Raw genomic sequence first — 24,667 nt, 5'->3', positions numbered from 1 at the left:
CAGGACCGCACCGCAGCGGAGGGCGCGGGTGCGCCCTCCGCACTGCCGGGCGCGGAGGGCGGAGCCCCGAGACGCGGCGGGGTGGCCCCGCCGGAGCCCAAGCCGCGCGGCGGACGCGGACGCAGCGCAGTAGGCCTGCTGTTCCTCGTGCTCTCGGTCGTGCTGGTGCTCGCCACCCTCGCCTCGGCGATGATCGGCCAGCTGTTCATCCCGCCCGGCGAGGTGGTGGGCTCCTTCTTCCGCGGTCTGGGACTGAGCTTCTCCTGGCTGCCGGCCCCCGGGCAGGAGTTCGGCCACGAGGCCCTCTGGGAGGTCCGCTTCCCCCGCGTGGCGATGACGATCCTCGTGGGCGCCGCGCTCGCGATCGCCGGCGCACTCATGCAGGGGATCTTCGGCAACCCCCTCGCGGAGCCCGGTGTGGTGGGCGTGAGCTCCGGGGCCGCCGTGGGCGCGAGCTTCTCGATCCTCTTCGGCTTCACCTTCCTGGGCTCCTTCACCACCCCGCTCTTCGCCTTCCTCGCGGGCCTCGCCACCACCGCGCTGGTCTACGGGCTCGCCCGGGCGCACGGGCGCACCGAGGTGGTCACCCTCATCCTCACGGGTGTGGCGGTGAATGCCGTGGCCGGCGCCGCCATCTCCTTCATCGTGTTCAAGGCGCCCACCTCGGCGCGCGAACAGATCGTCTTCTGGCAGATGGGCTCCTTCAACGGCTCCCGCTGGGAGCAGGTGAGCGTGATCCTGCCCATCATCATCGCGGGAATCGCGGCCTCCCTCTTCCTCGCCCAGCAGCTCGACCTGCTCGCGCTCGGCGAGAAGTCCGCCCGCCACCTGGGAGTCAACGTCGAGCGGCTCCGCATGCTCGCGATGATCTACGTGGCCCTGCTGGTCTCGGCCGCCGTGGCCTTCGCCGGGATCATCGCCTTCGTGGGCCTCGTGGTACCGCACCTCGTGCGCATGCTCATCGGCCCCGGCCACCGGGCCCTGCTCCCGGCCTCCGTGCTGGGGGGCGCGGTGCTCCTCGTCATCGCGGACCTCGGCGCCAGGACGCTCGTGGAGTTCGCGGACCTGCCGATCGGCATGCTCACCTCGCTGGTGGGCGGACCGTTCTTCTTCTACCTGCTGCGCCGGTCCCGCGCGGCGTCCGGAGGCTGGGCATGAGGCCCCTGTTCCGCGGGCCGCGCCGCCCCGCATACGCCTCCGTCGGCACCACGCTCATCCGAGTCCGCGACGTCGTCGTGGAGTTCGGGGAGAAGCGGGTGCTCGACGGCATCGACCTGGACATCCGCGCCGGGGAGGTCCTCGCGATCGTCGGCCCCAACGGCGCCGGCAAGTCCACCCTGCTGAATGTCATCACCGGCGACGCGGAGCTGGTGAGCGGGAACGTCGAGGTGGACGGTCATGCCTGGCACGCCTGGACCGGACGGGAGCTCGCCATGCGCAGGGCCGTCCTGCTCCAGCAGGTGGACGTCTCCTTCCCCTTCACCGCGCTCGAGGTCACGGAGATGGGCCGCTCGCCGTGGGCGAACCTGCCGGAGTCGCAGAACGACGAGCAGATCGTCCACGGCGCCCTGGCGCGCACGGAGACCTCCCACCTGGTCGCGCGCAGCTACTCCTCCCTGTCCGGCGGCGAGCGGGCGCGCGTGGCGCTGGCCCGCGTGCTCTCCCAGACCGCGGCCGCCATGCTGCTGGACGAGCCCACCGCCGCACTCGACATCCGCCACCAGGAACAGGTCCTCGCCACCGCGCGCCGGTACGCGGCCACCGGGAGCGCCGTGGTCGTCATCATCCACGACCTCGACCTCGCAGGGGCCTACGCGGACCGGGTCGCCGTGCTCGCACACGGCAGGATCGCCGCCGACGGCCCGCCCGAAGAGGTGTTCTCCGCAGAGCTCCTCTCCCACGTCTACGACTATCCGGTGCACGTGGTGCCGGATCCCATCACCGGGGCGCCTGTGATCGTCCCCATCCGCACTCCCAAGGAGCAGCTGCTATGAGCAAGGCACACATGCGTCACGCTCGCGCCGATGCGCCCGCGTGCGCCGCGGACCAGGAAGCGCTCGCGCCCCGGCGCGCCGCGCGCGAACAAGCCGCACGCCGCACACGCGGCCGCCGGCTGAGGGCGGCGCTCTCCGCGCTCGCCGTCGCCGCGCTCGTCGCCGGCGGCGGTCTGCTCGGAGCCGTCGGCCCGTCCGCCCCGGCCCAGGCGGCCGCCAAGGTGACGATCGAAGGCGGGGACAGCCTCGATCCCGACGGCGAGACCCAGCTCAAGCTCAAGGGCACGGGCTTCCAGTCCGTGCAGGGCGGGTTCGGCGGGATCTACGTGCTGTTCGGCTGGGCGAAGGACGGCACCGGCGGCGGCTGGCGGCCCAGCAAGGGCGGCAAGACGGGCGAGGACTACCGCTACGTCTACGACGACGAGACCAAGCCCGCGGGCTTCCAGCTCTTCGTCACCTTCCCCGGCTCCTCGACCGCCGACGCCGCCAACGGCGGGCAGATCAACGCCGATGGCACCTGGGAGGCCACGCTCCGCGTGCCCGGCGCGAAGTTCGAGTCCTATGACCGCTCGCAGAACGTGGCCGAGGTCGACTGCTTGGCCGACGGCTGCGGGATCATGACGATCGGCGCGCACGGCGTGGTGAACGCGAACAACGAAACCTTCACCCCCGTCTCCTTCGCCGGCGGCTCCGGCGGTGGGGACGGAGGCGGCGAGGAGGAATCCGAGGACGCTGAGGCCGCTGCGGACGCTCCCGAGGCCGAGGACGCCGAGGCCTCCCCCGAGGCCGCCGCCGCGGACCCGGGCACCGCGCAGCAGGCGGCGGTTCCCGCCGCCGCGGATCCCGAGCTCCTCGCCGCACAGCAGCGGCAGACCACCCTGCTCGCAGTGCTGCTGGGCGTGGGCATCGTCCTCACACTCTGCGTGGTGGGGCTCGCCTTCGGCATAGGCGGCTATCTCGCGATGAAGTCCCTGCTGCTGGGGGTGAATCCGGAGGCGCTGGAGAAGGTCCGGGCCAGGCGGGAGGCCCGTGCGGTGCGCGCCGAGGCGAAGCGCCGGCGCAGGATCTCCGCCATCCGCAGGCGCGAGGAGATCCGCAGCCAGCGCGCCGAGGCCCGCGACGGCGGCCGCGTCGCCCGCGCGACCATGGATTCGCCGGAGACCGGCGCGAGCACCGCGGACGAAGCCCTCATGCGCTTCTTCGCCGGAGGCGACGACGTCGCCGTGCCGACCGCGGCCAACGGCGCGGCGCAGTGGGCGACACCGGCGCACACGCCCGCGGCCGAGGACGCGGACACACAGTCGATCGACCCGGTGGGAGGCACCTCTGCGACGCCCTCCTCCGAGGCGCGCACCACCGTGCTGACACACGTGAAGGAGGATGAGCGATGAGACGCACAGGGACGAACGCAGGAGGGGGGCGGAGGAATCCGCGCGCCTTCCCCCGGCAGACGCTCAGGAGGCGGCTGGCGCGCCTCGGCGGCATGGCAGGCGCCTCGCTGCTCACGGCGGTCATGGGCATCGGCATGGCAGCGACGCCCGCGAACGCGGCGGAGACAGAGGTCGAGGACGTGACCTTCAACTGGTCGGTCAACGACGAGTCCACCGGCGGCTCCTACTTCGGCGGCTGCAACTTCCTCGTCGCCGGAGAGGCCGGGGACACCGGCATGGCCCGCATCTGGACCGCGAACGACGCCGGAACCGTCTACAAGACCGACGAGGACGGGAACTTCAGAGTCGGCAACACCACGATCCGCAAGTCCGACGGGGTCGCCGTCAGCAGCTTCAGCAAGCGCTGCAGCACGGCGGACGGTGCGACGGTCAACAGCAACACCAATGCACAGGCGGACGACAACCACACCGGTGACTTCGTCGAGATCACCGGCGGCACCGGGACGGTCGATCCGGAGACCGACACCGCGGACATCCGCTGGGAGGGGTCCTGGACGTTCGCCTATTACGGCGGCATGACCTACTGGACCATCTCCGATCCGCATCTGAAGGTCACGAACGGCAAGGGCGCCATCACCGGCACCTACTCCGGCTACGGCACGGACATGGACGACCTTTCCAAGTGGATCAAGCTGGACCCGGTGGAGGGCCCGATCGCGAATCTGCAGAACTCCACGGTGGATGTCACAGAGACCGGGTTCGAGGTCACGCCGGACTACCTGGGGGTGGAGACGGACACCGAGGGCCGCAACATCCAGGACCGGAGCCAGGAGTGGTGGGGTGCCTTCCCGCAGGAGTGGATCGACTTCAACGTCGCCACCGGTCAGGACTCCTACTGGTACTCGTCTGCCGGCGGCGCGACCTCCATCCAGCCCCGCAAACCCACCAACCCGATCACGGTCGAGATCGCCTCACCCATGCCCCCGGGACAGGTTCCCGAGGCCATCACCGGTCTCGAGGTCGGTCCCGGGCACAACTCGGCCTCGGTCTCCTGGGAGCACCCGTCCAATGGCGCAGCACCCAAGTACGAGCTCGCCTGGGCGAAGGGTTCGCAGTCGGTCGGGCAGGACACCGATCCGAAGAACGACTCCGGCTGGTCGTCGCAGAATCTGGGCGCGGTCAAGTCAGCCACGATCAACGGCCTGGAGCCCGAGACCGAGTACACCGTCGCGCTGCGCGCCTCCAACAAGAACGAGGACGGCGAATACCCCGAAGACCTCATCGGCGACTGGATCAGCACGACCTTCACGACCGGGAAGACACCCGCGGAGGAGCCGCCGCCGGACGATACACCGGACTCCCTGCCCGGCGGCGATGAGGAGGACGGAGACGAAACCGGCGATGGCTCCTCCTCCGACGGCGCGGTGTTCCGCTGGGGCATGAACCGCGAGGCCGGCTCCGGTGCGTACTTCGGCGGCTGCAACTTCATCACGGCGGGCGAGGCTCCGGACACGGGCATGTCCAAGGTCTGGACCGACAAGTCCTTCTACAAGACCAAGGCCGGCAACGTCTCCGTGCGCAAGCCCAACGCCTCCGGCGACTGGGTGGACGCCACCTGGGACAACAAGTGCCTGGACCGCAACGGCAAGACGCTCTCCACCAACGGCAAGGACCAGTGGAGCGAGCAGCAGGTCGTCATCACCGGTGGCGAGAGGACCACCAGCGGCGACGGTGTGAAGATCCAGTGGAAGGGCTCGTTCAGCGTGGTCTTCTACGGAGGCATGACCTACTGGTTCGCCAAGGACCCGGTGCTCGAGCTCGACGGGAACGGCAACGGCACGGTCACCGCCGAGGCCTCCGGCTACGGCGCGGCCATGTACGACTCCTCCAAGTGGGACAAGCTCTCGTCCACCACCATCACCCTGGCGAACGTCAAGGGCGTCGATGTGGACAAGGCGGAGTCCGACGGAGGCTTCACCGTCACCCCCGAATACCTGGGCGTGAAGTACTCCGGCACCGGCGGCGAGGAGGACAGCGGCGGGAACGACGTGGGCGGCGAGGGAGGCAATCCCAACAAGCAGGCTCCGCGCACTGCTGAGAACGAGGACTACTGGGGCGCCTTCCCCTCCGACTTCCTCGACTTCCAGAACGAGACCGGGCAGTTCTCCTACTGGTTCAGCTCTGACGGTGCCCGTGATCCGTACAAGCCCACCGTGCCCATGACCGTGGGCTACAGCGAGGACTACGACACCACAGCAGGCGACTACTCCGGAGAGGAGGCAGCCGGAGGAAGCGGAGGCGCACCACAGGCCACGAATCCCGATGCCGGCGCACAGCCGGACGGTGCCAACGGCGGAGGAGCCCCGGAGGCGGCCTCGGCGGAGGAGGCCGATCTCTCCGAGGACCGCTCCGCGTTCTCCCAGGTCGCGCAGGACGCAGCCGGTATGGAGGGGATACCGACGAGGACCGTGGTCATCGCGGCGATCACCGGCGGTGCCGGCCTCGCCGCGACGATCACCTCGATCGTGTACTTCCGCAGACGGCTGGGGCTGGACCCGGCCGCGTTCGTCTGAACGCAGCATCTCGCGGCGGGTCCGCACACGGTTCGCACTCAGACCCGCCCACTACCCTCATCACCACCACGAGCACTGGAGAAGATCATGACCGCAGCCCAGCACACCGCTGAGCAGACCATGCCGCAGCGGCCCGGGGAGCCTGCCGCCGGCTTCGCCGCACGGGTGAAGACGGAGACCCAGGCCGCACACGACGATGCCGAGCACTCGGCCTTCATGGACGACCTGCTGAACGGCAGGCTCGACGCACAGGCCTATGTCTCCCTCCTCGAGCAGTACCTGCACCTCTACCGGGTGCTTGAGGCGGTGGAGTCACGCTTCGCCGCCGCACCGGAGCTCGCAGGCGTGCTGGACGCCCGGCTGCACCGTTCCTCCGCACTCGAGGCGGATCTCGCCGAACTCAAGGACGAGGCACCGCTCGCCGCCCCCACCGCAGCCACGGCGGAGTACATGGGACGGCTGAGCAGCCTCGGACCGGAACAGCCGGAGAGGTTCTTCGCCCACCACTATCTGCGCTACCTCGGCGATCTCTCCGGCGGGCAGGTCATCGGCAGACTCGCAGGTCGGCACTACGGCGTGCCGCAGACCGCCATGCGCACCTGGCGGTTCGACGGCATCGAGAAGCTCAAGCCGTACAAGGACGCCTACCGGGAGGCGCTCGACTCGGCACCCCTGAGCCCGGCGCAGCAGGCCGCGTTCATCGAGGAGGCCTCCGCGGGGTTCGTCCTCGCCCGGGAGCTCTTCGACTCACTGCGCTGAGCGGCGGCGCGCTGAGCGGATCACCCGGCCCGCACAGCGCGCCGCCCGTGCGGACGGTCAGCGATCCTCCGGAGCGCCGCTCTCCGGGCCTTCGCCGTCTGCGGCGTGAGCGCTGTCCCCACCGGCCTCGGGCTCCTCGTCCGCCTGCGTGTCCCGGTCCGGGCTGGGCGCCAACTGCTCCCACAGCATGAGGACTCCCACGCAGACGAGCCCGCCCACCAGTCCGCGCGACAGGCTGCCCCACGGGCGCGGCCAGTCGCCGAACCCCGTGGTGACGCTCAGCAGGAACAGAACCACGACGGCAGCGGCGACCGCAACGATGTAGCGCATCCTTCGATCCTGCCAGCCCCGGGGGCGCGCGCCAAACACCCGGTTGCACGCCGGGAACATCACGATCGTGTAACATCGCCGGATGCGTGAGCGGGAACCCCGCGCACGCCGCCATCGGAACCGCTGCCGAGAGAGGAGGCCGGACCATGTCACTGCTCGCAGAGCGCCGGGCGCACCCGCCCGCAGAAGACACAGCGACGGGCGCTGACGCCTCGGCGATGGCCGGCCCCCGCGCAGCGCACGCGGCCGGTGACCGCGTCGCCCGCTCGCGCACTCGGCGCCGCCGCTCCGTCCTCGCCTCCGCGCTCATCACCCTCCTCGTGGCAGGCGGGCTGACCCTCGGCCAGGCGTCCCCCTCGTCCATGCGCGACGCGGAGACGATGACCACCTCGCAGCTCTCGGCAGGTCAGCGCTATGTGGCCGGAGAGGTGGCTGACATCACCCGCGCGGAACTCGAGTCCGCGGGCCTCGCGTCCGACGACATCGCCCGGGCCCAGAAGATCGTCCTCATGACGGCGCTGCAGGAGAGCTCGCTGCGCAATCTGAACCACGGCGACGCGGATTCGCAGGGCCTGTTCCAGCAGCGGCCGTCGATGGGCTGGGGAGACATCGAGCAGGTGCGGGATCCGCAGTGGGCGGTGGCGGCGTTCCTGGGCACCAACGACGCGGTCGAGAATCCCGGACTGCTGGACGTCGCGAACTGGCGGACGATGTCGCTCAACGATGCCGCGCAGGAGGTGCAGCGCTCCAACCACCCCGAGCAGTACGGGCGCTGGGAGGCTCTCGCCACCTCCCTGCTGGAGGAGTCCGAGGTCCGCTGACCGCCGCTTTCCCGATCCCCAGCACCTCCGCGTTTCCGCCTCCCCTCCGAAACCCCCTCTCCCCGCAAGTTACGTCTGCGTACCGGCCGCCCACCACGGCCGGTACGCAGACGTAACTTGCGGGAAGGGGAAGAAGGGGAAGGGGAGAGGAGAGGGAGAGAACTTGCAGGGAAGCGGGAGGGGAAGGGGGGATGAGGGAAGGCGGCGGGGGTGCCGCGCTACGATGCGTTCCATGAGCCAGCAGCCGCAGACCGTCGGAACCGCACACTCCCCGGGCGCGCAGGCACCCGTCGAGGTGTGCGCCCCGGACCTCGACCCCGCAGACGGTCCCGACTACTCCGCGGAGACCCTCGACCGCACCGCCGAGGTCTTCCGCGCCCTCGCCGCGAGCTCCCGGCTGCGCATCCTCCTGGTCCTCACCCGCGGCGAGACGAGCGTGTCCGGGATCGTCGACGAGACGGGCCTCTCCCAGCCGCTCGTCTCCCAGCACCTCAAACTGCTCCGCAGCCTTCACCTGGTGGAGGTCCGCCGCATGGGCCGCGAGGCGATCTACTCCTTCAAGGACGACCACGTCTCCCACATCCTCCTCGACGCGCTCGACCACAGCGTGGAGCACGAGGACGACTGAGGCCGCGCCTCGGTCCGCGCGCACATGCCTCCGCCCGCCGCGGCACCCCTCACCCACGCCCGTCGACGGTGCGCCCACCCTCGACGGCACCGCTCGGCCCCACCCTACGGACGGCGCTCCTTCGCGGAGCAGAGGGGACCTGCGCGTCCGGTGACGGGCAGGCACGGATTCCGGAGGAGCGCCGGGGCCGCGCCGCCGGGAGACCGGCCTCCTCAGCCCGCGGAGGAGTCCTGGAACCGGCGGATCCGGGTCAGCGCCTCGGCGATGTTCTCCGGCCCTGCGGCCAGCGAGAGCCGCACGTAGTCCCGGCCGTTGACGGGATCGAAGTCCAGACCGGGGGCGAGCGCCACGCCCTCCCGCTCCAGGAGGCCCGCGCACCAGGCAGTGGCGTCCCGGTAGACGCCCAGCACCTGGTCGATGCGGAAGTACATGTAGAAGGCGCCGTCCGCCGGGGCCATGTTCGTCCAGCCCAGTCCCTCCACCGCGTCGAGGACCAGCTGCCGCGCACGCGCGAAGCCGGCCACCGCGGCGTCGCACTCCGCGTAGGACTCCTCCGTGAACGCCTCGACGCAGGCGTGCTGCGCCGGGACCGGCGGGCAGAGTGCGAGGTTGCCCGCGATGTCGTCGCAGGGCTTCACGAGGTCCTCCGGCAGGATCGCCCAGCCCAGCCGCCACCCGGTCATCCCCCAGTACTTGGAGAACGAGGAGATGACGACGCCGGTGTCCGAGCACTCCAGGAGGGACGTGCCCTTCGACGAGCCGAAGGTGACGCCGTGGTAGATCTCGTCGGAGATGAGCCGCACGCCGTTCTCCGCGCACCAGCCGGCGAGCGCGGCGAGCTCCTCGCGGGAGATCATCGTGCCGGTGGGGTTGGCCGGGGAGGCGAGCATGAGGCCCTTGAGCGGCTCCTGCCGGTGCGCGGCCTCGAGCATCTCCACGGTGGGCTGGAAGCGGACGTCCGGCCCGCAGGGCAGCTCCACGACCTCCACGTCCTGCGCGCGGAGGATGTTCGTGTACGCGGGGTAGCCCGGCGTCGCGAGCGCCACCCTGTCACCGGCGTCGAAGCTCGCGAGGAAGACCATGTCGAACGCGCCGGACGAGCCGCTCGTCACGGCGATCCGGGAGACGGGGACCTCCACCCCGTACCAGCGCCGGTAGTGCTCCGCGATCCGCTCGCGCAGGCCCACGATGCCGAACACCTCGGAGTAGCCCAGGTCCGTGCCGTCGAGCACCACCTCCGCCGCGCGCCTGCGCACGTCCGCCGGCGCACCCTGCTGCGGCTCGCCCACGCACAGCGAGATGACGTCGCGGCCCTCCGCGCGCATCTCGAAGACCCGGTTGAGGATCGTCATCACCTCGAAAGGGCGCACGCGGGAGGAGCGGCGGGAGACCGTCAGCGGGGCAGCGGTCACGGACGCGGCAGCGACGGCGCGGTCCGTTCCGGTCTGGTCGTCGATCATGGCCTCACTCTAACGGCGCTCCGGCATCGCCGAGGCCCACCGCAGCACCTCAGTCCCCACCCCTCATGCGGAGGGCAGCTCCCAGGTGTGCACAGGCGCACCCGAGGCCTGGTTCTCCGCATAGAGCCGGGTGAGCGTCCGCAGACCCTCCGCCCGCTCCTCGGTGCCCACCGCCGCACGGCCGGACAGGGCGTCGAGCGCCTTTCGCTGCCACCACGCGCCGTTGCGCCCCGTGCGCGCACGCTCCTCGTAGATGCCGATGAACTCGTCGATCAGCTCCTCGTCCACCTCGAGCTGCTCGAGGCCCACCCGCGCCTGCGGGGCCAGCGTCTCCAGCACCAGCTCGGTGACGTCGAGCGTGCCGTGCTTGGGCCAGCTCACGCGCGCGCCGATCCCGTCCCGGGCTCCGTTCTCGAAGTTCTCGTGCGCCTCCGCGAAGGTCATCCGCGACCACACCGGACGGTTCTCGTTCACGAGGAAGGAGACCATCCCGTAGTAGAAGGCAGCGTCCGCGACCATGTCCTTCACCGAGGGTCCGGCCGGCAGGAGCCGGTTCTCGATCCGGATGTGCGCGGAATCCCCGCCGGGCGCGTAGATGGGCCGGTTCCAGCGCCACACGGTCCCGTTGTGCAGCCGCAGCTCGTGCAGGAGCGGCACGCCGCCATCCGTGGCGATGGGCGTGCCAGAGGCCTCCCTGCTCTCCGGCAGCAGCGGCGGGAAGTAGCTGACGTTCTCCTCGAAGAGATCGAAGACGCTCGTGATCCAGCGTTCGCCGAACCACACGCGCGGCCGCACCCCCTGGTGGACGAGCTCAGGCGTCCGCGTGTCGATGGACTGGGCGAAGATGGGCAGGCGGGATTCGTGCCAGAGCCGCCGCCCCAGGAACAGAGGTGAGTTCGCGGCCATCGCCACCTGCACACCGGCGATGGCTTGCGAGGCGTTCCAGACGTCCGCGAAGCGGTTGGGCGCCACCTGGAGGTGCAGCTGCATGGAGGTGCAGGTGGATTCGGGAGCGATGTCCGCGAACTCGTGGGTGTAGTGGTCCTCCCGGTCCAGGTCGATGCCCACGTACTCCCCACGGGCGTCGATGACCGCGTTGGAGAGCGCCTTGTAGCGGTTCTCCTCCGTCATCCACGCCTCGTTCTCCAGGAGCTCCGTGGTGACCGTGGGAAGCGTGCCGATGGAGACGGGGGTGGCGCCCACCGCCGAGGCCGCCTTCCGCAGGGCGGCGAACCTCGTCTCGAGGCTCTGCTCCAGTTTCGCCAGCCCGTGGTCCCGCACCCGCATGACCGGCAGGTTGATCTCCACGTTGTAGGCGCCGATCTCCGACTGGAAGTCGCCGTCGTCCGCCTCCGCGAGCACCTCGGCGTTGCGGAGCGCGGGCTCCCCCTCCTCGTCGATGAGGTTGAACTCGACTTCGAGGCCCACCGTGCCCTTGGCGACGAAGACCGCCTTCTGCAGATACGAGTCGAAGGTCTCCAGGTTCTCCTGGAGCTTCGTCCTGTAGTGCGTCCGCTCGCGCGGTGTGTACCGGGTGGACCCGACTGCTTCTCCCATGCACGAATGGTGGCACAGATCTCACCTCCGCTCCCACTTTCCGTTCCATGCCCTCTCACCGTCCCGCCCGCCTCGGCCCCGGCTGCTCACCGCCGCGGACCTCGCGCATACACTCGCCGCATGACCGCACACCTCGATTCCGCCGTCCTGTCCTCGCTCGTCCCGACCGCCGAGTCCCGTCTGCCGCAGATGCTCGCGGACCTCGAGCGGGTCATCTCCGTCGAGACGCCCTCGCACGATCTCGCCGCCGTGGCCGCCGGTGCCGCGGACTTCGCCGCGCTGATCGCAGAGCGCCTGGGAGCGACGCCGGAGACCGTCGTGGTGGACGGGGTCACGCACCTGCGCCTGCGGTTCGGCTCCGCGCCCGTCCGCGTCGCGGTGCTCTGCCACCAGGACACCGTGTGGCCGGTGGGCACGCTGGAGCGCATCCCCTTCTCACATGAGGACGGCGTGATCCGCGGGCCCGGCAGCTTCGACATGCTCACCGGCGCGATCATGGCGATCCACGCCATCGCGATGCTGCAGGAGCACGGCGGGCCCGAGGCCCTCGACGGTCTCACGCTCCTCGTCACCGGCGACGAGGAGGTGGGCTCCCTCACCGGCTCGGACTTCCTCCGGGCCGAGTCCGCCGGTGCCCGCGCCGCCTTCGTGCTCGAGGCCTCGGCCGGCGAGGCGGGTGCGCTCAAGCTCGCGCGGAAGGGCACGTCCATCTACACCCTCGTCATCCACGGGCATGCGGCCCACGCCGGGCTGGAACCGGAGAAGGGCGTCAACGCAGGCCTGGAGCTCGCGCATCTGCTGCAGCAGGTGGCGACGCTGGGCGATCCCGCACTGGGCACCACGGTCACGCCCACGCTGCTGTCCGGCGGCACCACCACGAACACGGTGCCGGCGCAGGCGCAGTTCGACGTGGACGTGCGCGCGAAGTCCCTCGCGGAGCAGGAACGCGTCGACGCGGCGATCCGTGCGCTCACACCCACCGTCGAGGGTGCGCGGATCGAGGTGCGCGGCGGCATCAACCGTCCGCCCATGGAGCGCAGCGCCTCCGAGGGCCTCTTCGCCCGTGCCGGCGAGCTCGCGGCGGAGCTGGGCATCGACGCTCCCGTGGGCGTGGAGGTGGGCGGCGCCTCGGACGGCAACTTCACGGCCGGGGACGGCATCCCCACCCTCGACGGCCTCGGCGCCGTGGGCGACGGCGCACACGCGGAGCACGAGCACGCGCTCAGTGCCCACATCGCCCCGCGCACCGCGCTGCTCGCAGCCCTCCTGGCCGACCAGCTCGCGGACTGAACGGCGGCGGTCCGGGCGACACGGCGCGCGGGCAACGCGACGCGGCGCGAGGGAAACGGGCAACGGGCAACGGGCAACGGGCAACGGGCAGAGCCTCACAGAGGCTCCGCCGCGATGCTGACACGAGGCTCCGGTCGCGTGGCAGACTCAGCGGTATGACAGCCGACGACGACGCCGCATGCGACGAGCACGGTCGACCGGAACCTCCGCACTCAGCCGGCGAGCTCGACACCCTCCTGGGCTTTCTCGACTTCCTGCGCGCCTCGCTCGCCTGGAAGACGGACGGCCTCTCGACCGAGCAGCTGCGCCGCTGCCTTCCGCCCGCGGACCTCACACTGGGCGGGATGCTCGCGCACCTCGCCTTCGTGGAGGACTTCTGGTTCACGCACACGGCTGCACGGGAGCGCATGCCCCAGCCCTGGGCGGGCACGGACTGGGACGCCGACCCCGACGCCGACTGGCACCTCGTGCACACCTCCGACGGTGTCGAGCTGCGCGCGCTGTGGGAGGCGAGCACTGTCCGGTCGCGCACACAGGTCGCGCGTCTCACAGAGGGCGGTGCGGCCGTGGCACTGGAGCGGACGCACCCGGCCTGGGGCGGGAGGGCGCAGGTCTCCCTGCGCTGGATCCTCACCCACATGATCGAGGAGTACGCGCGACACCTCGGCCACGCCGATCTCATCCGGCAGTCGCTCGACGGCCTCACGGGGGAATGAGACCGCGGCTCCGGCCCACGGCCGGGAAGCCGAGCCGCTCCGTTGCTACCCTGCTGTCATGCAGCTCACCTCACTCCGGCTCCACCGGATCTCCATGCCCCTCATCTCCCCCTTCACTACCTCCTTCATGCGGGAGACGGAGAAGGACTGCTACCTCGTCGAGGCGTCCTTCGACACCGAGGCCGGCCCCGTGACCGGCTGGGGTGAGTCCGTGGCGATGATCGCGCCGCTGTACTCGGAGGAGTACGTGGACGGCGGCATCGCCGTGACCCGCGACTGGCTCGCGCCGCGCCTGTACGAGGCGGAGAGCCTCACGGCGGAGACGGTGGGCTGGCACCTGCGCCACATCGTGGGGCACCCCATGGCGAAATCCGCGCTGGAGATGGCGGTCCTCCACGCCCAGCTGCTGGCGCAGGGCCGTTCTTTCCAGGAATACCTGGGCGGCGTGGGCGCCGCCGTGCCCTCCGGCGTGTCCGTCGGCATCCAGGATTCGATCCCGGAGCTCCTGCGCGTGGTGGGCGGCTACCTCGAGGAGGGCTACGCGCGCATCAAGCTGAAGATCAAGCCGGGTGCGGACCTCGAGCCGGTGGCGGCGGTGCGGAAGGAGTTCGGCGACGACGTCCTCTTCCAGGTGGACGCCAACGCCGCCTACACGCTGGTGGATGCCGCGCACCTGCGCCGGCTCGACGACTACGGCCTGCTCCTCATCGAGCAGCCGCTGGGCGAGGCGGACATCCGCCAGCACGCGGAGCTCGCCACGCTCATGCACACCCCCATGTGCCTGGACGAGTCGATCGTCTCCGCCGAGGCCGCCGCCGATGCGATCTCCCTGGGGGCCGCCGCCGTCATCAACATCAAGCCCGGCCGGGTGGGCGGCTACCTCGAGGCCAAGCGGATCCACGACCTCGCCCGCGCCCACGGTGTGGCGGTGTGGCACGGCGGCATGGTGGAGACGGGCCTGGGACGTGCGGCGAACGCCGCGCTGGCGAGCCTGCCGGGCTTCAGCCTCCCCGGAGACATCTCCGGCTCCAGCCGCTTCTTCCACGAGGACATCACGGAGGAGATCGTCATGCACGACGGCGTCGTGGACGTTCCCACCGGCCCCGGCTTCGGCGTGAGCATCGACGAGGCACAGCTCGCGAAGTTCCGCACGGAGGTCATCGACCTCCCGCGCTGAGCGGGCTCCGGCACGGCGAGATGCACGCGGGCCGGGCGGTGCGCGGCACCTCGCCTCCGGGCTCCCGGTCCGCAGCGGGGGAACTCGGAGGCGAGATGCATTGCAGCGGAGGTGAGGTGTGTGTCCGACGACGGGGCAGCGCGCCGGAGGCTTGGCTCAGTCCGCGTCGCCCGAGGCCGGGTCGCCTTCGTCGTCCGCGTCCGCGGACTCCGTTCCCCTGCGCCGCTCACGCAGCGCCTCCTCGATGAGCGCGCGCACGTCGATCCCGCCCGTGGGCGCCGGCGAGGCATCGAGCTCCGGCGCCGCGGGTCCTCCGTCCTCCTCGACCGCACGCACCTGATCGTCCGCGTCCGCTCCGGCGCCGGAGCACTCGGGCCCGGCATCGCCATCGGCGGCTGAGCGATCCGCCTCCGCACGGCCGTCCGCAGCGTCCTCGCCCGAGGCCGGGTCGTCCGGGGCGCCCCCGTCCTCTCCCGGCCCCGCGCCGCCGTCCGGTCCGCGCCGATCGTCCTTCCCCGGCCGAGGGGACTGCTCATCCGCATCGTCCTGCCCGGCCGCATCTCCGAGCCGTCGCCGCACCGCGCCGAGATCGAACCAGTCGCCCAGCCAGTCCTTGAGGTCCTCGAGATCGGCACTGTCCATACCGCGGCCCAGCAGGCGCTCGATTCCCTCGGCGACCTCTCCCGGGTGCCAGCCGGAGGGGCTCGCGGACGGGCTCACCTCGTCCGCGGCATCGCCCCTCCCGTCAGCACCGCGCTCCTCGGTGCCGTGGTCCTCGGCGTCGCGGTCCTCCCGGCTCCTGCGCCTCTGTTCGCCGCGTCCCGGGACCCAGCGCTGGGTGAGATCGTAGAGACCCGTGAGCCCGCGGTCGCCGAAGGTGTCCGCCACCCTCTTCACGAGAGACACGTCCGCGCCCAGCTCCCTGGCCATCCGCTGCAGGGAGGCCGCGTCGAACGCCGCATGCGGCGACAGCCCTCCGCCGCTGCCGGAGCGGCCGCTCGCGCCACCGCTGCCGGCACCGACGACACCACCGGCCGGTCGCCGGAGCTCCTCGGTGCCGGCCTGGGCACGCACGGTCTCCGCCTCGGCACGCGAGGCCTCAGCCTCCGCACGCGAGGTCTCTGCCTCAGCCTGCCGCACCTGCGCCTCCACCCGGCGGGTCTCCATCTCGACACGAGACGCCTCCGCCTGTTCCCGGACGACCTCGGCCTCCGTGCGCCGTACGCGGGCCTCCGCCTCCCTCGCCTGCACCTCGCGGAGCGCGCGGGCCGCCTGCTGTGCCGCCGTCCGCGCACGGAGCTCCTCCGCTCTCAGCCCCGCGGCCTCGGTCTCCAGCCCGGCGGCCTTCGCCTCCCGCTCCGTCCGCTCGGCGGCCTCCTGCGCGAGCACACGGCCGGTCCGCCGCAGCCAGAGCAGCCCCATCGCCGCGAGAGCCAGACAGCCTGCGAGGACGAGCGCTGCCAGCAGCAGGAGGACGATCTCTGCGGCGTTGGTCTGGAACATGCGGATCCTGTTCGTCGCGGTCTGAACGTCACCCACCAGTATGACGGACGCCACTTCGCGGACCATGCCCGCAGGCGGTCATACCCCGCTGCGCACCGGCGCGCACACTCCGCACCCACCGGCGCGGGGCGGCCGCTCCCCCACGCGACAGCGCCTCCCGCGTGCGGAGAACGCATGCGGGAGGCGCCACTGCGGGCCGTTCGTTCAGACGGGCGGACCGGAGAGCATCAGCGCGGTGAACACACCGCCCACCACGACCAGCCCCGCCACGACGGAGACCACCGGCCGGTGGAGCGTCCAGGAGACCACGGCCTCGGCCGCACCGGCGGGCTCGTCACCCCCGCGCCCCAGGCGCCAGCCGCCCTCGAGGCCGCCGCGCCGGGTGACGACCACCTCGAAGGGGACGGTGGCGAACGGGATGATCGCGGAGAGCAGCCCCAGCAGCACCCTCCCCACGCGCCACTTCTGGGACACGCCCACATAGACGGTGGCGACGATGAAGGCGAGGAACATGAAGCCGTGCAGGGCACCGCCCACGCTCACCAGCGCCTCCGTCGTCCGGGTCACGTACTTGAGGAACATGCCCGCGAGGAGCAGTGCCCAGGTGAGGGCCTCGCCCACGGCGAAGATGCTGAAGAAGGTCTTGGGAGTCACGCGTCCATCCTCACGGACCGGACGCGGGTGAGCGCAGGCCTCCCTCATCTGAGAAGCCTGCGCTCACCTGCTGGACGGATCTGCTCGGATCCCGGGCCTCGCGCCGCATCGCCCCGGGTGGGAACGACGCAGCGCGAGTGGGATCCGACTCCGGGTCAGCCCCTGCGCCGCGAGCGGGTCGCGGCCACCAGTGCGCCGCCGCCCACCAGGAGGATCGCCGCCGCCGTCACGAGCGGGAGGGTGTCCGCACCCGTGCGGGGGAGGCTGTCGGCGTTGTCGTCCCTGCCGCCGTCGCCGCGACCGTCGTCCTGACCGCCGTTCGGGTCGTCGGTGGGCTCGCCGCCGGGGTCATCCGTCGGCCGCTCCGAAGGATCGCCGGTGGGCTCACCGGTGGGGTCGTCCGTGGGATCCTCGGTCGGCTCCTCCGTGGGCTCACGCAGGTCATAGGCCAGCGTGTGCGCGGCGAAGCCGATGGCCGGGAGGAAGATGTCCATCGACTCCGCGGAGACGTTCTCGATCGTGTCGTCGACGGTGTGGTAGTAGCGGTCGTACTGGACGCCCTCCACGCCGCCGAACTTCTCGACCTCGTCCGCGGTCTTGATGCCGTCGGCCCCGGAGAACAGGCCCGAGGAGGCGATCCCGTGGTCCATGAACGCCTTGTAGTCGGAGCGGCCGGAGAAGTCCGTGCCCACGTGCGGCTGCCCGTCCGCGTCGAAGAAGTCCGTGAAGATCTTCTCCAGTTCGGCCGAGCCCTCCGGCACCTCGACGCCTTCGGGGATGGGGATGTCCGAGCCGTCGGAGTCGAGGGTGCCGACGATGAAGTTCTCGCTGCCCACCATGTCGAAGTTGAGGTAGGAGTTGATCCTCGCCAGCTCCGCCTCGTCGAGGCTCTCGACGTACCGGGTGGACCCCACGAGGCCCACCTCCTCCGCGCCCCAGAACCCGAAGCGGACCTGGTGGTCGACCTCGGTGGGCTGCGCGGCGAGCTTCTCCGCCACGGCCAGCAGTGCCGCGGTCCCGGAGCCGTTGTCGTTCACGCCCGGCCCCTCCGCCACTCCGTCGAGGTGGGCGCCGAGCATCTCGACGTTCTCCGGGTCGCCGGCCTTCGTCTCCGCGAGGATGTTCCACGTCTCGACGGAGTCGAAGCTCGCGTCCACGGAGAGGTCGCCGGTGAGGGGCTCGGCAGCCTGCTCGGCAGAGCCCTCGCCGTCCTCACCGGGAGCGGTCGCCGTCGCCTCGGCCGCATCGCCCTCAGGGGCATCGCCGTCACTCGAGCCGCCGAGGCCGGCACTCGCACCGTCTGCGCCGTCCGCGTCCGTGCCGTCGGCATCCGCGCCGTCGGCCGCGGCCTCGAGCACCTTGTCTCGCAGGGCATCGCCGTCCGTCTGGGTCAGACCCACGGCGGGGGCATTGCCCTCCACCCGGTCGCCCAGGGTCGCATTGAGGGGGTTGTCATCCGTGTTGATGATGACGACGCCGGCGGCCCCCGCGTTCGAGGCGTGGGTCACCTTGAGCCCGAAGTCACAGGTGCCGCGCTTCACGAGGACGATCGAGTCCCTCACGTCCGCACCGAAGTCGCCCGCCTCGCAGCCCAGCTCCCCGCCGGCACCGTCGCCGAACGCGTCGTCCTGGGGCACGGTGAGCGGCGCCCCGGCCACCTCTCCGGCCTCGGCGTTGCTCAGGCTGAATGCCTCGTAGTCCGTGCCGTCGGCGGAGAAGCCCACGGAATGGGACGTGTAGGCCTCGTGCGTGAAGCTCTGCCGCTCCACCTCGTACGCGCCGGTCGCCTCGAGGACGCTCTCGACGTACTCCGAGGCCTCCGCGTAGCCGGGCGTGCCCAGCGCACGGTGGCCCTGGGAGGCGTGTGCGAGCGAGATGTCGGAGATCTCGCGCAGGTGCTTCATCGCGTCTGCGCCGGTGACCCCCATATCCGTGTGCTCGGAGGGGCCGTCCTGCGCCGGTGCGGCGAGGGCGGGAGCCGTGGCGGTGGCGGCGAGACCCAGTGCCGCCGCTGCCGCGACTGCGGCGGTGCCGCGCACCGCTGCGCGGTGCCGTGAGGATCGTCTCTGCATTGTGTGCCTTTCGATGTGCGCCCGGTGCGCGGCGCGTGTGCGCGGCAGGACTCCGGGCGCTCTGCGAGTGGTTCAGGTGACACTCAGCAGCCTGTAACTGCGGTCACATCTTCTACACAGTAACGAACGGGGGCGTGATTAAGGTCACATATTGATAACGGTCGTGACCGTCCAGTGATCTCCGATGCCACAGCGCGCCCACGCCAACTCACGCGCCAGCTCGGCGAGAGTCCTCCGACCATTGCCTTGATGTTAACGGACATATACATTTGAGTTGCCTACACGGGAGCACATCATCCCTTGCGCACACCGCACGCACACGCATTCAGCATGGATCGCCGACAACGCCGTCGAACGATCATCGACATGAAGGCACCGAGAGGAAAGAACCGTGGAAACCCACCGCACAGGCGCCGCCCTGGCAGCCCTCCTGCTCACCGCCGTCTCCGGATGCGCCGGAGGCGTGCAGAACGAGCAGGACACCGTCACGCTCACGTTCGCCGACCTCACCTCCCAGGACAACACCCTCGGCCAGGCCGCCCAGGCCATGTTCGAGGCGATCGACGAGGAGTACGCAGGCACGATCGAGGTCGAGTACTTCTGGTCCGGCTCCATGGCGGGAGGGACCGAGATCCTCAACTCGCTCAGCTCCGGCATGGTGGACTCGGCCAGCATCCCGACCGCCTACTACCCCAAGGACCTGCCCGTTGCGAGCTGGGCGGAGGGACTCACCGGCCTCGCGCCCACGGCGAACATCCTGCCTCCCTTCGTGGTCAACCCCGCCATGCATGCGGCGTTCGACAGTGAGGCCGTCACGACGGAGTACGCGGAACACAGCGCGGTGCCCGTCACGGTGGCGACCACCGACTCCTACGCCCTCGTCTGCAAGGACCCCATCGACAGCCTGGAGGAGGCCCGCGGCAAGCTGGTGCGCGTCGCCTCCACCCAGCACGGCGCGGAGGTCGAGGAGCTCGGCATGTCGCCGGTCTCCCTGGCGCACGGCGAGACCTACGAGGCACTGCAGCGCGGCACCATCGACTGCACGATCACCTCCATCTCCGGCGCGGAGGACCTGGGCCTCTACGAGATCGCGAAGCACCTCATCCCCATCGGCTTCTCGCCGACGGTCCTGCCGGTGCTGTTCAACACGGACACGCTCGAGAGCCTGCCGGAGGACCTGCAGGAGATCATCCGGACCACGGGACGCCAGGCGTACTTCGACACCTATGCCCATGCCTCGTTCGACGAGGTCCACGAGCTCCTCGAGGACGGGCCTCTTGCCAGGGATGCGGACACGGAGATCCTCATCCCCACGGACATGCGCGATGCCCTCGCGGAGTTCCGGACGCAGCGTGCGAAGGATCTGGCCGAGGCGGCACCCGAAGGCGTCGACGACGCCGAGGCCCTCGTCACCGGCTTCGCGGAGACCGCCGGCGCCGATGCCCCTCTGTTCGAGGAGGCCTCCAGCATCAGCGCAGACCTGCCCGAGGACGCCGAGGAGTTCCGCGCCCGCTACGCGACGATGGCCGAGCGCACCGGCGAGCTCGACGGCTACCTGGAGGAGGTCGCCCCCTGACGGCCGCGCTCTCAGAGGTTGTCCTCGCGCCATGCCGCCCAGGCCTCGGCCAGCTCGTCTCCGCTCGCATCCGAGACGACCCCCTCCCAGCCGGCGAGCATCGCCTCCTCCTTCTCCAGCAGCTCCTCCTGCCGCTCCTGGGCCTCGTCGCTCCACAGCCCCTCCTCCTCGAGATAGGCGATGGCGCCCGCGTGGAACGGCACCACGGTGGGCACGAGCGGTACGCGGTCCGGGGCCCACATCTGCCCCATGGCCGTGGAGGACTCGTACTCCGGGTACGTCTCCACGATCCGCCTGGTCATCTCATACGCCTCCTCCTCGGGCGCATCCGCACGGGTGACGATGGGGAGGGGGTAGTGCATGGCCCAGTCCGACTCGCCCTCCGCCTGCCCGGGCGCGCCGGAGAACTCGTCGATCTCCACCGCCGGCGCCCACTCGGCGAATGCCTCCTGGAGCTCCGGGTCCGCGGGATCCATCTCCACCCACGCGTACTCGCCCGAACTCCGGAGCTCGGCCACGTTCGAGGCGTCGGTGGACATGATCATCACGTCGATCTGCCCGTTCTTCAGCGCATCCGGCTGATCCCCGTAGGCGACGTCCACCGCGTTCGTGTCCTCCCGCGTCAGCCCCGCGGCCTGGAGCAGGGCCTGCACCTTCGTGTCTGCGGAGGGGTTCGCCGTCACCCGCGGCACCTGCTTGCCCGCCAGGTCCTCCGCCGAGCCGATCCCCGCGTCCGCGCGCGCAAGGAAGCCCACCCGCGAGACGGGCGTCCACACGACCCGCAGCCGCTGCGGCCCCCACTCCGGCACCGCGTACTCGTACATGCCCTCGAACGCGAACCAGTACTCGTCGCCCGTGCGCGCGAAGTCCGCGGTCTCCTCGACGAGCGGCTGCAGCCGCCCCACCCCGGTGTCCGAGGGGAGAATGCGGAAGCGCGTCCCGTCCTCCTGCATGACGGCCTCCGCCACGGCCGCCACCTCCGCATAGGACGAGGTGGAGGTGCCGTAGCTGGTGATCACCACGTCATCCGCTCCGCCCTCGGCCTCCCCTCCGCCGGCGCACGATGCGAGCAGCAGTCCCACCGCCGCGACGGCTGAGCACTGAAGTCCTCTCCGCATGATTCTCCCTTCCGCCCGGCCCCGCAGAAGGGACCGCGCCAGTCCGACCGGAGCCCCCTCGCCCAACGGCGCGCTCGTCGTCGAGCCGTGCGCCTGGTCCTGGCACGAGCCTAGTATCGCGAGTGTCTACCGTCAATAAGCGTTAACTTCCCAGTGCAGGCGAATCGCACGCAGACTGCCACAGGCACCCCATTCCAGGGCCACATAAAGGCCCTGGTGCCGCCCTCCCACTCGGAAAGCGGCACCAGGGCTCAGCGGCCACGTGTGCATATCTATTAACTTCGCACGGCTGCCCCCGCCGCGCCGGGGCACACGGGGTCAGGCTCGCCACTCCAGGAGAAGCGTCTCCAGCGCTTCCGCCTCGTGCGGCACCGGGCGGGGCTCCTGGATTCCGTGTGCGGAGAACCGCGGCGCGGGCCTCGGCTGCACCACACCGTCCGCCTCCACGAGCACGCCGCGCGCCGCCAGCTGCGGGTCCGCAGCGGCTTCCGGCATCGCGCGCACCGGGGCCGTGCATGCATCGGTGCCGTCGAAGACCTCGATCCAGTGCGCCTGCGGATGCCGCGCGAACTCCGCCGCCAGCACCGCGCGCTGCGCCGGCCAGCGTGCGGGATCCAGCCGTTCCTCCTCCGGCCAGCCCGGCAGCCCCAGCGCCTCCGTGACGAGGTCGAAGAACGGCCGCTCCACGGCGGAGACCGCCATGTGACGGCCGTCGGAGCACGCATAGACGGAGTAGAACGGAGCGGAGCCGTCGAGCCGGTTGCGACCGCGCACATCGGAGAAGCCGCCGCTGCCCCGCCGGGCCCACATCATCGCGGACAGCGCCGCGGTCCCGTCCACGATGGCGGCGTCGACCACCTGCCCGCGCCCGGTCCTCTCACGCTCCAGCAGAGCGGCGAGGACGCCCAGGACCAGGAACATCGACCCTCCGCCGAAGTCGCCCACGAGGTTGAGCGGAGGCACGGGCGCGGCGTCCGGGCTCTGCCCGATGAGCGAGAGCGTGCCCGTCCGGGCGATGTAGGCGAGATCGTGACCGGCGGTGCGCGCCTCCGGCCCGTCCTGCCCCCAGCCGGTCATGCGGCCGTAGACGAGGCGCGGGCAGCGGGCCATGACCTCGTCCGGCCCCAGTCCCAGCCGCTCCATCACACCGGGCCGGAAGCCCTCGATGAGGACATCCGCGGCGTCCAGCAGCCCGCGCACGGCCTCACGGTCGTCTGTGTCCTTGAGATCGGCCCGGACCAGACGCCGGCCGCGGAGCATCGCATCCGCAGGCGGACCACCCGCGGGACGCTCGATGCGCACGACCTCGGCGCCGTGGTCGGCCAGCAGCATCGCCGCGTGCGGACCCGGACCGATCCCGGCGAACTCGACGACCCGGATTCCCGCAAGCGGGCCCGCTCCGGTGTCCGCGCCCGCATCAGTGCCGCTCATCCTCCGTCTCCCCTCTCCGCCGAGGCGGCGGCCTCGGCCGCACCCCTCTCACCTGTCGCCGTCGGCACCGTCACGCCGGCCGCCTCGGCCGCGGTATCCCGCAGCTCCCGCTTGAGGATCTTGCCCACGGGTGAGAGCGGCATCCTCTCGACCAGCTGCACGGATCGCGGCAGCTTGTAGCGGGCCAGCCGCTCCGCTCCGAAGCCGCGCAGCTCCTCCAGCGAGGGGTGCGCCCCCTCGCGGGGCACGACGACCGCGTGCACCCGTTCCCCGAACCGCTCGTCCGGCACTCCGATCACCGCGATCTGCGCGATGTCCGGGTGCTCCGCGAGCGCCTTCTCCACCTCGGCGCTGTAGACGTTCTCCCCGCCGGAGATGATCATGTCCTTGAGCCTGTCCGCGAGGAACAGGTAGCCGTTCTCGTCCATCCGGCCCGCATCGCCCGTGTGCATCCAGCCTCCGCGCAGGGCGCGGGCCGTCTCCTCCGGGTGCTTCCAGTAGCCGAGCATGACGTTGTCCCCGCGCACTGTGATCTCGCCGACCTCGCCCACCGGCACCTCACGGTCGAGCGAATCGACGATGCGCACCTCAGCGTGGGGCGCGGCCCGGCCCACCGAGGCCAGCAGCGCGGGGTCGGAGTGGTCATCGGGACGCAGCGAGGTCGCCACCGGCCCCAGCTCCGTCATCCCGTAGCGCTGCGAGAGGCTGATCCCCGGCAGCCGCGCGCGCAGCCGGCGCAGCAGCTCCGGGGAGATGGACTCCGCCCCGTAGCTCACGGTCCGCAGGGTGCGCAGCCTCTCCTCCTCCCCCTCCTCCAGATGGTCGAGCATCCAGGCGATCATCGTCGGCACCATCGTGAGCGTCGTGATGCGATGCCGGTGGATGAGCTCCGCGACGGCGGCCGGGTCGAAGCCCGGGACCACGACGATCGTGGAGCCGATCATCATGTGGCCCAGGAGGTTCCCGAGCGCTGCGAGGTGGAACAGCGGGGAGATCACGAGGCAGCGCTCAGCGCGGTTGGGCAGGCCGGTGGAGGCGAACGTGCCCAGCGCCGAGGTCATGACGCTGCGGGCGCTGAGCATGACACCCTTGGGCTCGCCCGTCGTGCCGCCCGTGTAGAGCAGGAGGGCGAGCGCGTCGGCCGGGAGCCGGGCATCGGCCATCGGCGCGGCTCCGGCGATCCATTCCCGCACGTCCGCGAACCCGGCGGGCGCGGATCCGCCGCCTGCGTGCACGAGCACGGTGAGGCACGCGCAGCGCTCCCGCAGAGCCACAGCGGCCCCGGCGAAGCCGTCACCCACGAGGAGGACCGCGACCTCGGCCTCCTCGATCTGCCCGGCCATCTCCGCCACCGACCAGCGGTAGTTCACCGGAGTCGCGACAGTGCCGGCCCACGCACAGGCGAAGACGTGCTCGACCACGCGGACGGAATTCTCCGCGAGGATCCCCACCCGGTCGCCCGGCTCCACCCCGTGGGCGCGCAGAGCGGCGGCGAGCCGGGCGACCTCATCGACGAGCTCCCGCCAGCTCAGCTCCACCTCCCCGTCGACCACTGCGGCGGCGTCCGGGCGCTGCTGCAGATTGCGGTGCAGAGACTGCGTGAGCTCCATGACCGCC

Annotated in this window: 20 protein-coding genes; 11 read left to right on the top strand and 9 right to left on the bottom strand. The window is 71.1% G+C overall.

All coding sequences use genetic code 11. From position 1 onward, the window contains the following. The first annotated feature begins 189 nt into the window (after positions 1–189). The 5 genes from ABD240_RS08370 to ABD240_RS08350 all read left to right on the top strand — a co-directional run bounded on the left by ABD240_RS08370 (position 190) and on the right by ABD240_RS08350 (position 6,717). On the top strand, positions 190–1,158 hold the full coding sequence (locus ABD240_RS08370) for a FecCD family ABC transporter permease (RefSeq protein WP_425547003.1): 969 nt from the start codon (positions 190–192) through the stop codon (positions 1,156–1,158). Next, complete coding sequence (locus ABD240_RS08365; RefSeq protein WP_344336857.1) at positions 1,155–1,994, top strand: heme ABC transporter ATP-binding protein; 840 nt, start codon at positions 1,155–1,157, stop codon at positions 1,992–1,994. Before ABD240_RS08370 ends, ABD240_RS08365 begins: the two co-directional genes overlap by 4 nt. Continuing rightward, complete coding sequence (locus tag ABD240_RS08360; RefSeq protein WP_291794666.1) at positions 1,991–3,385, top strand: hypothetical protein; 1,395 nt, start codon at positions 1,991–1,993, stop codon at positions 3,383–3,385. The genes ABD240_RS08365 and ABD240_RS08360 overlap by 4 nt, the downstream gene beginning before the upstream one ends. Continuing rightward, positions 3,382–5,958, top strand: coding sequence for a fibronectin type III domain-containing protein (locus ABD240_RS08355; protein ID WP_291794665.1), 2,577 nt, complete (start codon positions 3,382–3,384; stop codon positions 5,956–5,958). The genes ABD240_RS08360 and ABD240_RS08355 overlap by 4 nt, the downstream gene beginning before the upstream one ends. Before the next feature lie 87 nt (positions 5,959–6,045). Further along, positions 6,046–6,717 (top strand): biliverdin-producing heme oxygenase, encoded by a 672-nt coding sequence (locus ABD240_RS08350; RefSeq protein WP_291794664.1) that lies wholly within the window; start codon positions 6,046–6,048, stop codon positions 6,715–6,717. Positions 6,718–6,774: 57 nt separating this feature from the next. Here the strand turns inward: ABD240_RS08350 and ABD240_RS08345 are convergent, their stop codons facing one another. After that, positions 6,775–7,047 (bottom strand): hypothetical protein, encoded by a 273-nt coding sequence (locus tag ABD240_RS08345; RefSeq protein WP_291794663.1) that lies wholly within the window; start codon positions 7,045–7,047, stop codon positions 6,775–6,777. A 146-nt stretch (positions 7,048–7,193) separates the two neighbouring features. On the opposite strand from ABD240_RS08345, the gene ABD240_RS08340 reads away from it, so the two are divergent. Then, positions 7,194–7,868 (top strand): peptidoglycan-binding protein, encoded by a 675-nt coding sequence (locus tag ABD240_RS08340; RefSeq protein ID WP_291794662.1) that lies wholly within the window; start codon positions 7,194–7,196, stop codon positions 7,866–7,868. Positions 7,869–8,100: 232 nt separating this feature from the next. Further along, positions 8,101–8,496, top strand: a complete 396-nt coding sequence (locus ABD240_RS08335; RefSeq protein WP_291794998.1) for an ArsR/SmtB family transcription factor — start codon at positions 8,101–8,103, stop codon at positions 8,494–8,496. Between the two features lie 212 nt (positions 8,497–8,708). Here the strand turns inward: ABD240_RS08335 and ABD240_RS08330 are convergent, their stop codons facing one another. Next, on the bottom strand, positions 8,709–9,956 hold the full coding sequence (locus ABD240_RS08330) for a pyridoxal phosphate-dependent aminotransferase (protein ID WP_291795001.1): 1,248 nt from the start codon (positions 9,954–9,956) through the stop codon (positions 8,709–8,711). A gap of 63 nt (positions 9,957–10,019) precedes the next feature. After that, the gene (locus ABD240_RS08325; RefSeq protein WP_291795003.1) at positions 10,020–11,513 is read right to left on the bottom strand and encodes a glutamate-cysteine ligase family protein; all 1,494 of its coding nucleotides are present in this window, start codon (positions 11,511–11,513) and stop codon (positions 10,020–10,022) included. 120 nt (positions 11,514–11,633) lie between these two features. On the opposite strand from ABD240_RS08325, the gene ABD240_RS08320 reads away from it, so the two are divergent. The 3 genes from ABD240_RS08320 to menC all read left to right on the top strand — a co-directional run bounded on the left by ABD240_RS08320 (position 11,634) and on the right by menC (position 14,696). Continuing rightward, entirely contained in the window at positions 11,634–12,803 is a 1,170-nt protein-coding gene (locus ABD240_RS08320; protein WP_291795005.1) for a M20/M25/M40 family metallo-hydrolase, read from the top strand. Between the two features lie 155 nt (positions 12,804–12,958). Then, positions 12,959–13,519: a DinB family protein gene (locus ABD240_RS08315; protein WP_291795007.1), complete on the top strand. Its 561-nt coding sequence runs from the start codon at positions 12,959–12,961 to the stop codon at positions 13,517–13,519. Between the two features lie 58 nt (positions 13,520–13,577). Beyond that, positions 13,578–14,696, top strand: a complete 1,119-nt coding sequence (gene menC, locus ABD240_RS08310) for an o-succinylbenzoate synthase (RefSeq protein ID WP_291795009.1) — start codon at positions 13,578–13,580, stop codon at positions 14,694–14,696. Positions 14,697–14,852: 156 nt separating this feature from the next. Here menC and ABD240_RS08305 read toward each other — a convergent pair whose 3' ends face one another. From ABD240_RS08305 to ABD240_RS08295, 3 genes are all read right to left on the bottom strand, one after another. Continuing rightward, entirely contained in the window at positions 14,853–16,199 is a 1,347-nt protein-coding gene (locus ABD240_RS08305; RefSeq protein WP_291795011.1) for a coiled-coil domain-containing protein, read from the bottom strand. A gap of 204 nt (positions 16,200–16,403) precedes the next feature. Next, on the bottom strand, positions 16,404–16,853 hold the full coding sequence (locus ABD240_RS08300) for a DUF3817 domain-containing protein (RefSeq protein WP_344336856.1): 450 nt from the start codon (positions 16,851–16,853) through the stop codon (positions 16,404–16,406). Positions 16,854–17,008: 155 nt separating this feature from the next. Then, a complete protein-coding gene (locus ABD240_RS08295; RefSeq protein WP_344336855.1) occupies positions 17,009–18,925 on the bottom strand; it encodes a M20/M25/M40 family metallo-hydrolase in 1,917 nt (638 codons plus the stop codon). A 391-nt stretch (positions 18,926–19,316) separates the two neighbouring features. Here ABD240_RS08295 and dctP point away from each other — a divergent pair, with 391 nt between their 5' ends. Then, a complete protein-coding gene (gene dctP, locus ABD240_RS08290; protein ID WP_344336854.1) occupies positions 19,317–20,501 on the top strand; it encodes a TRAP transporter substrate-binding protein DctP in 1,185 nt (394 codons plus the stop codon). 11 nt (positions 20,502–20,512) lie between these two features. Here dctP and ABD240_RS08285 read toward each other — a convergent pair whose 3' ends face one another. From ABD240_RS08285 to ABD240_RS08275, 3 genes are all read right to left on the bottom strand, one after another. After that, positions 20,513–21,619, bottom strand: a complete 1,107-nt coding sequence (locus ABD240_RS08285; protein ID WP_344336853.1) for a TAXI family TRAP transporter solute-binding subunit — start codon at positions 21,617–21,619, stop codon at positions 20,513–20,515. A gap of 318 nt (positions 21,620–21,937) precedes the next feature. Then, the gene (locus tag ABD240_RS08280; protein ID WP_344336852.1) at positions 21,938–23,050 is read right to left on the bottom strand and encodes a CaiB/BaiF CoA transferase family protein; all 1,113 of its coding nucleotides are present in this window, start codon (positions 23,048–23,050) and stop codon (positions 21,938–21,940) included. Further along, complete coding sequence (locus ABD240_RS08275) at positions 23,047–24,660, bottom strand: class I adenylate-forming enzyme family protein (protein ID WP_344336851.1); 1,614 nt, start codon at positions 24,658–24,660, stop codon at positions 23,047–23,049. The genes ABD240_RS08280 and ABD240_RS08275 overlap by 4 nt, the downstream gene beginning before the upstream one ends. Positions 24,661–24,667 lie beyond the last annotated feature (7 nt).

The sequence above is a fragment of the Brevibacterium salitolerans genome, from assembly GCF_039531405.1.
GTDB lineage: Bacteria > Actinomycetota > Actinomycetes > Actinomycetales > Brevibacteriaceae > Brevibacterium > Brevibacterium salitolerans.
The sequence above is the reverse complement of the archived record's forward strand: the minus strand, read 5'-3'. Positions and strand labels throughout refer to the sequence as shown.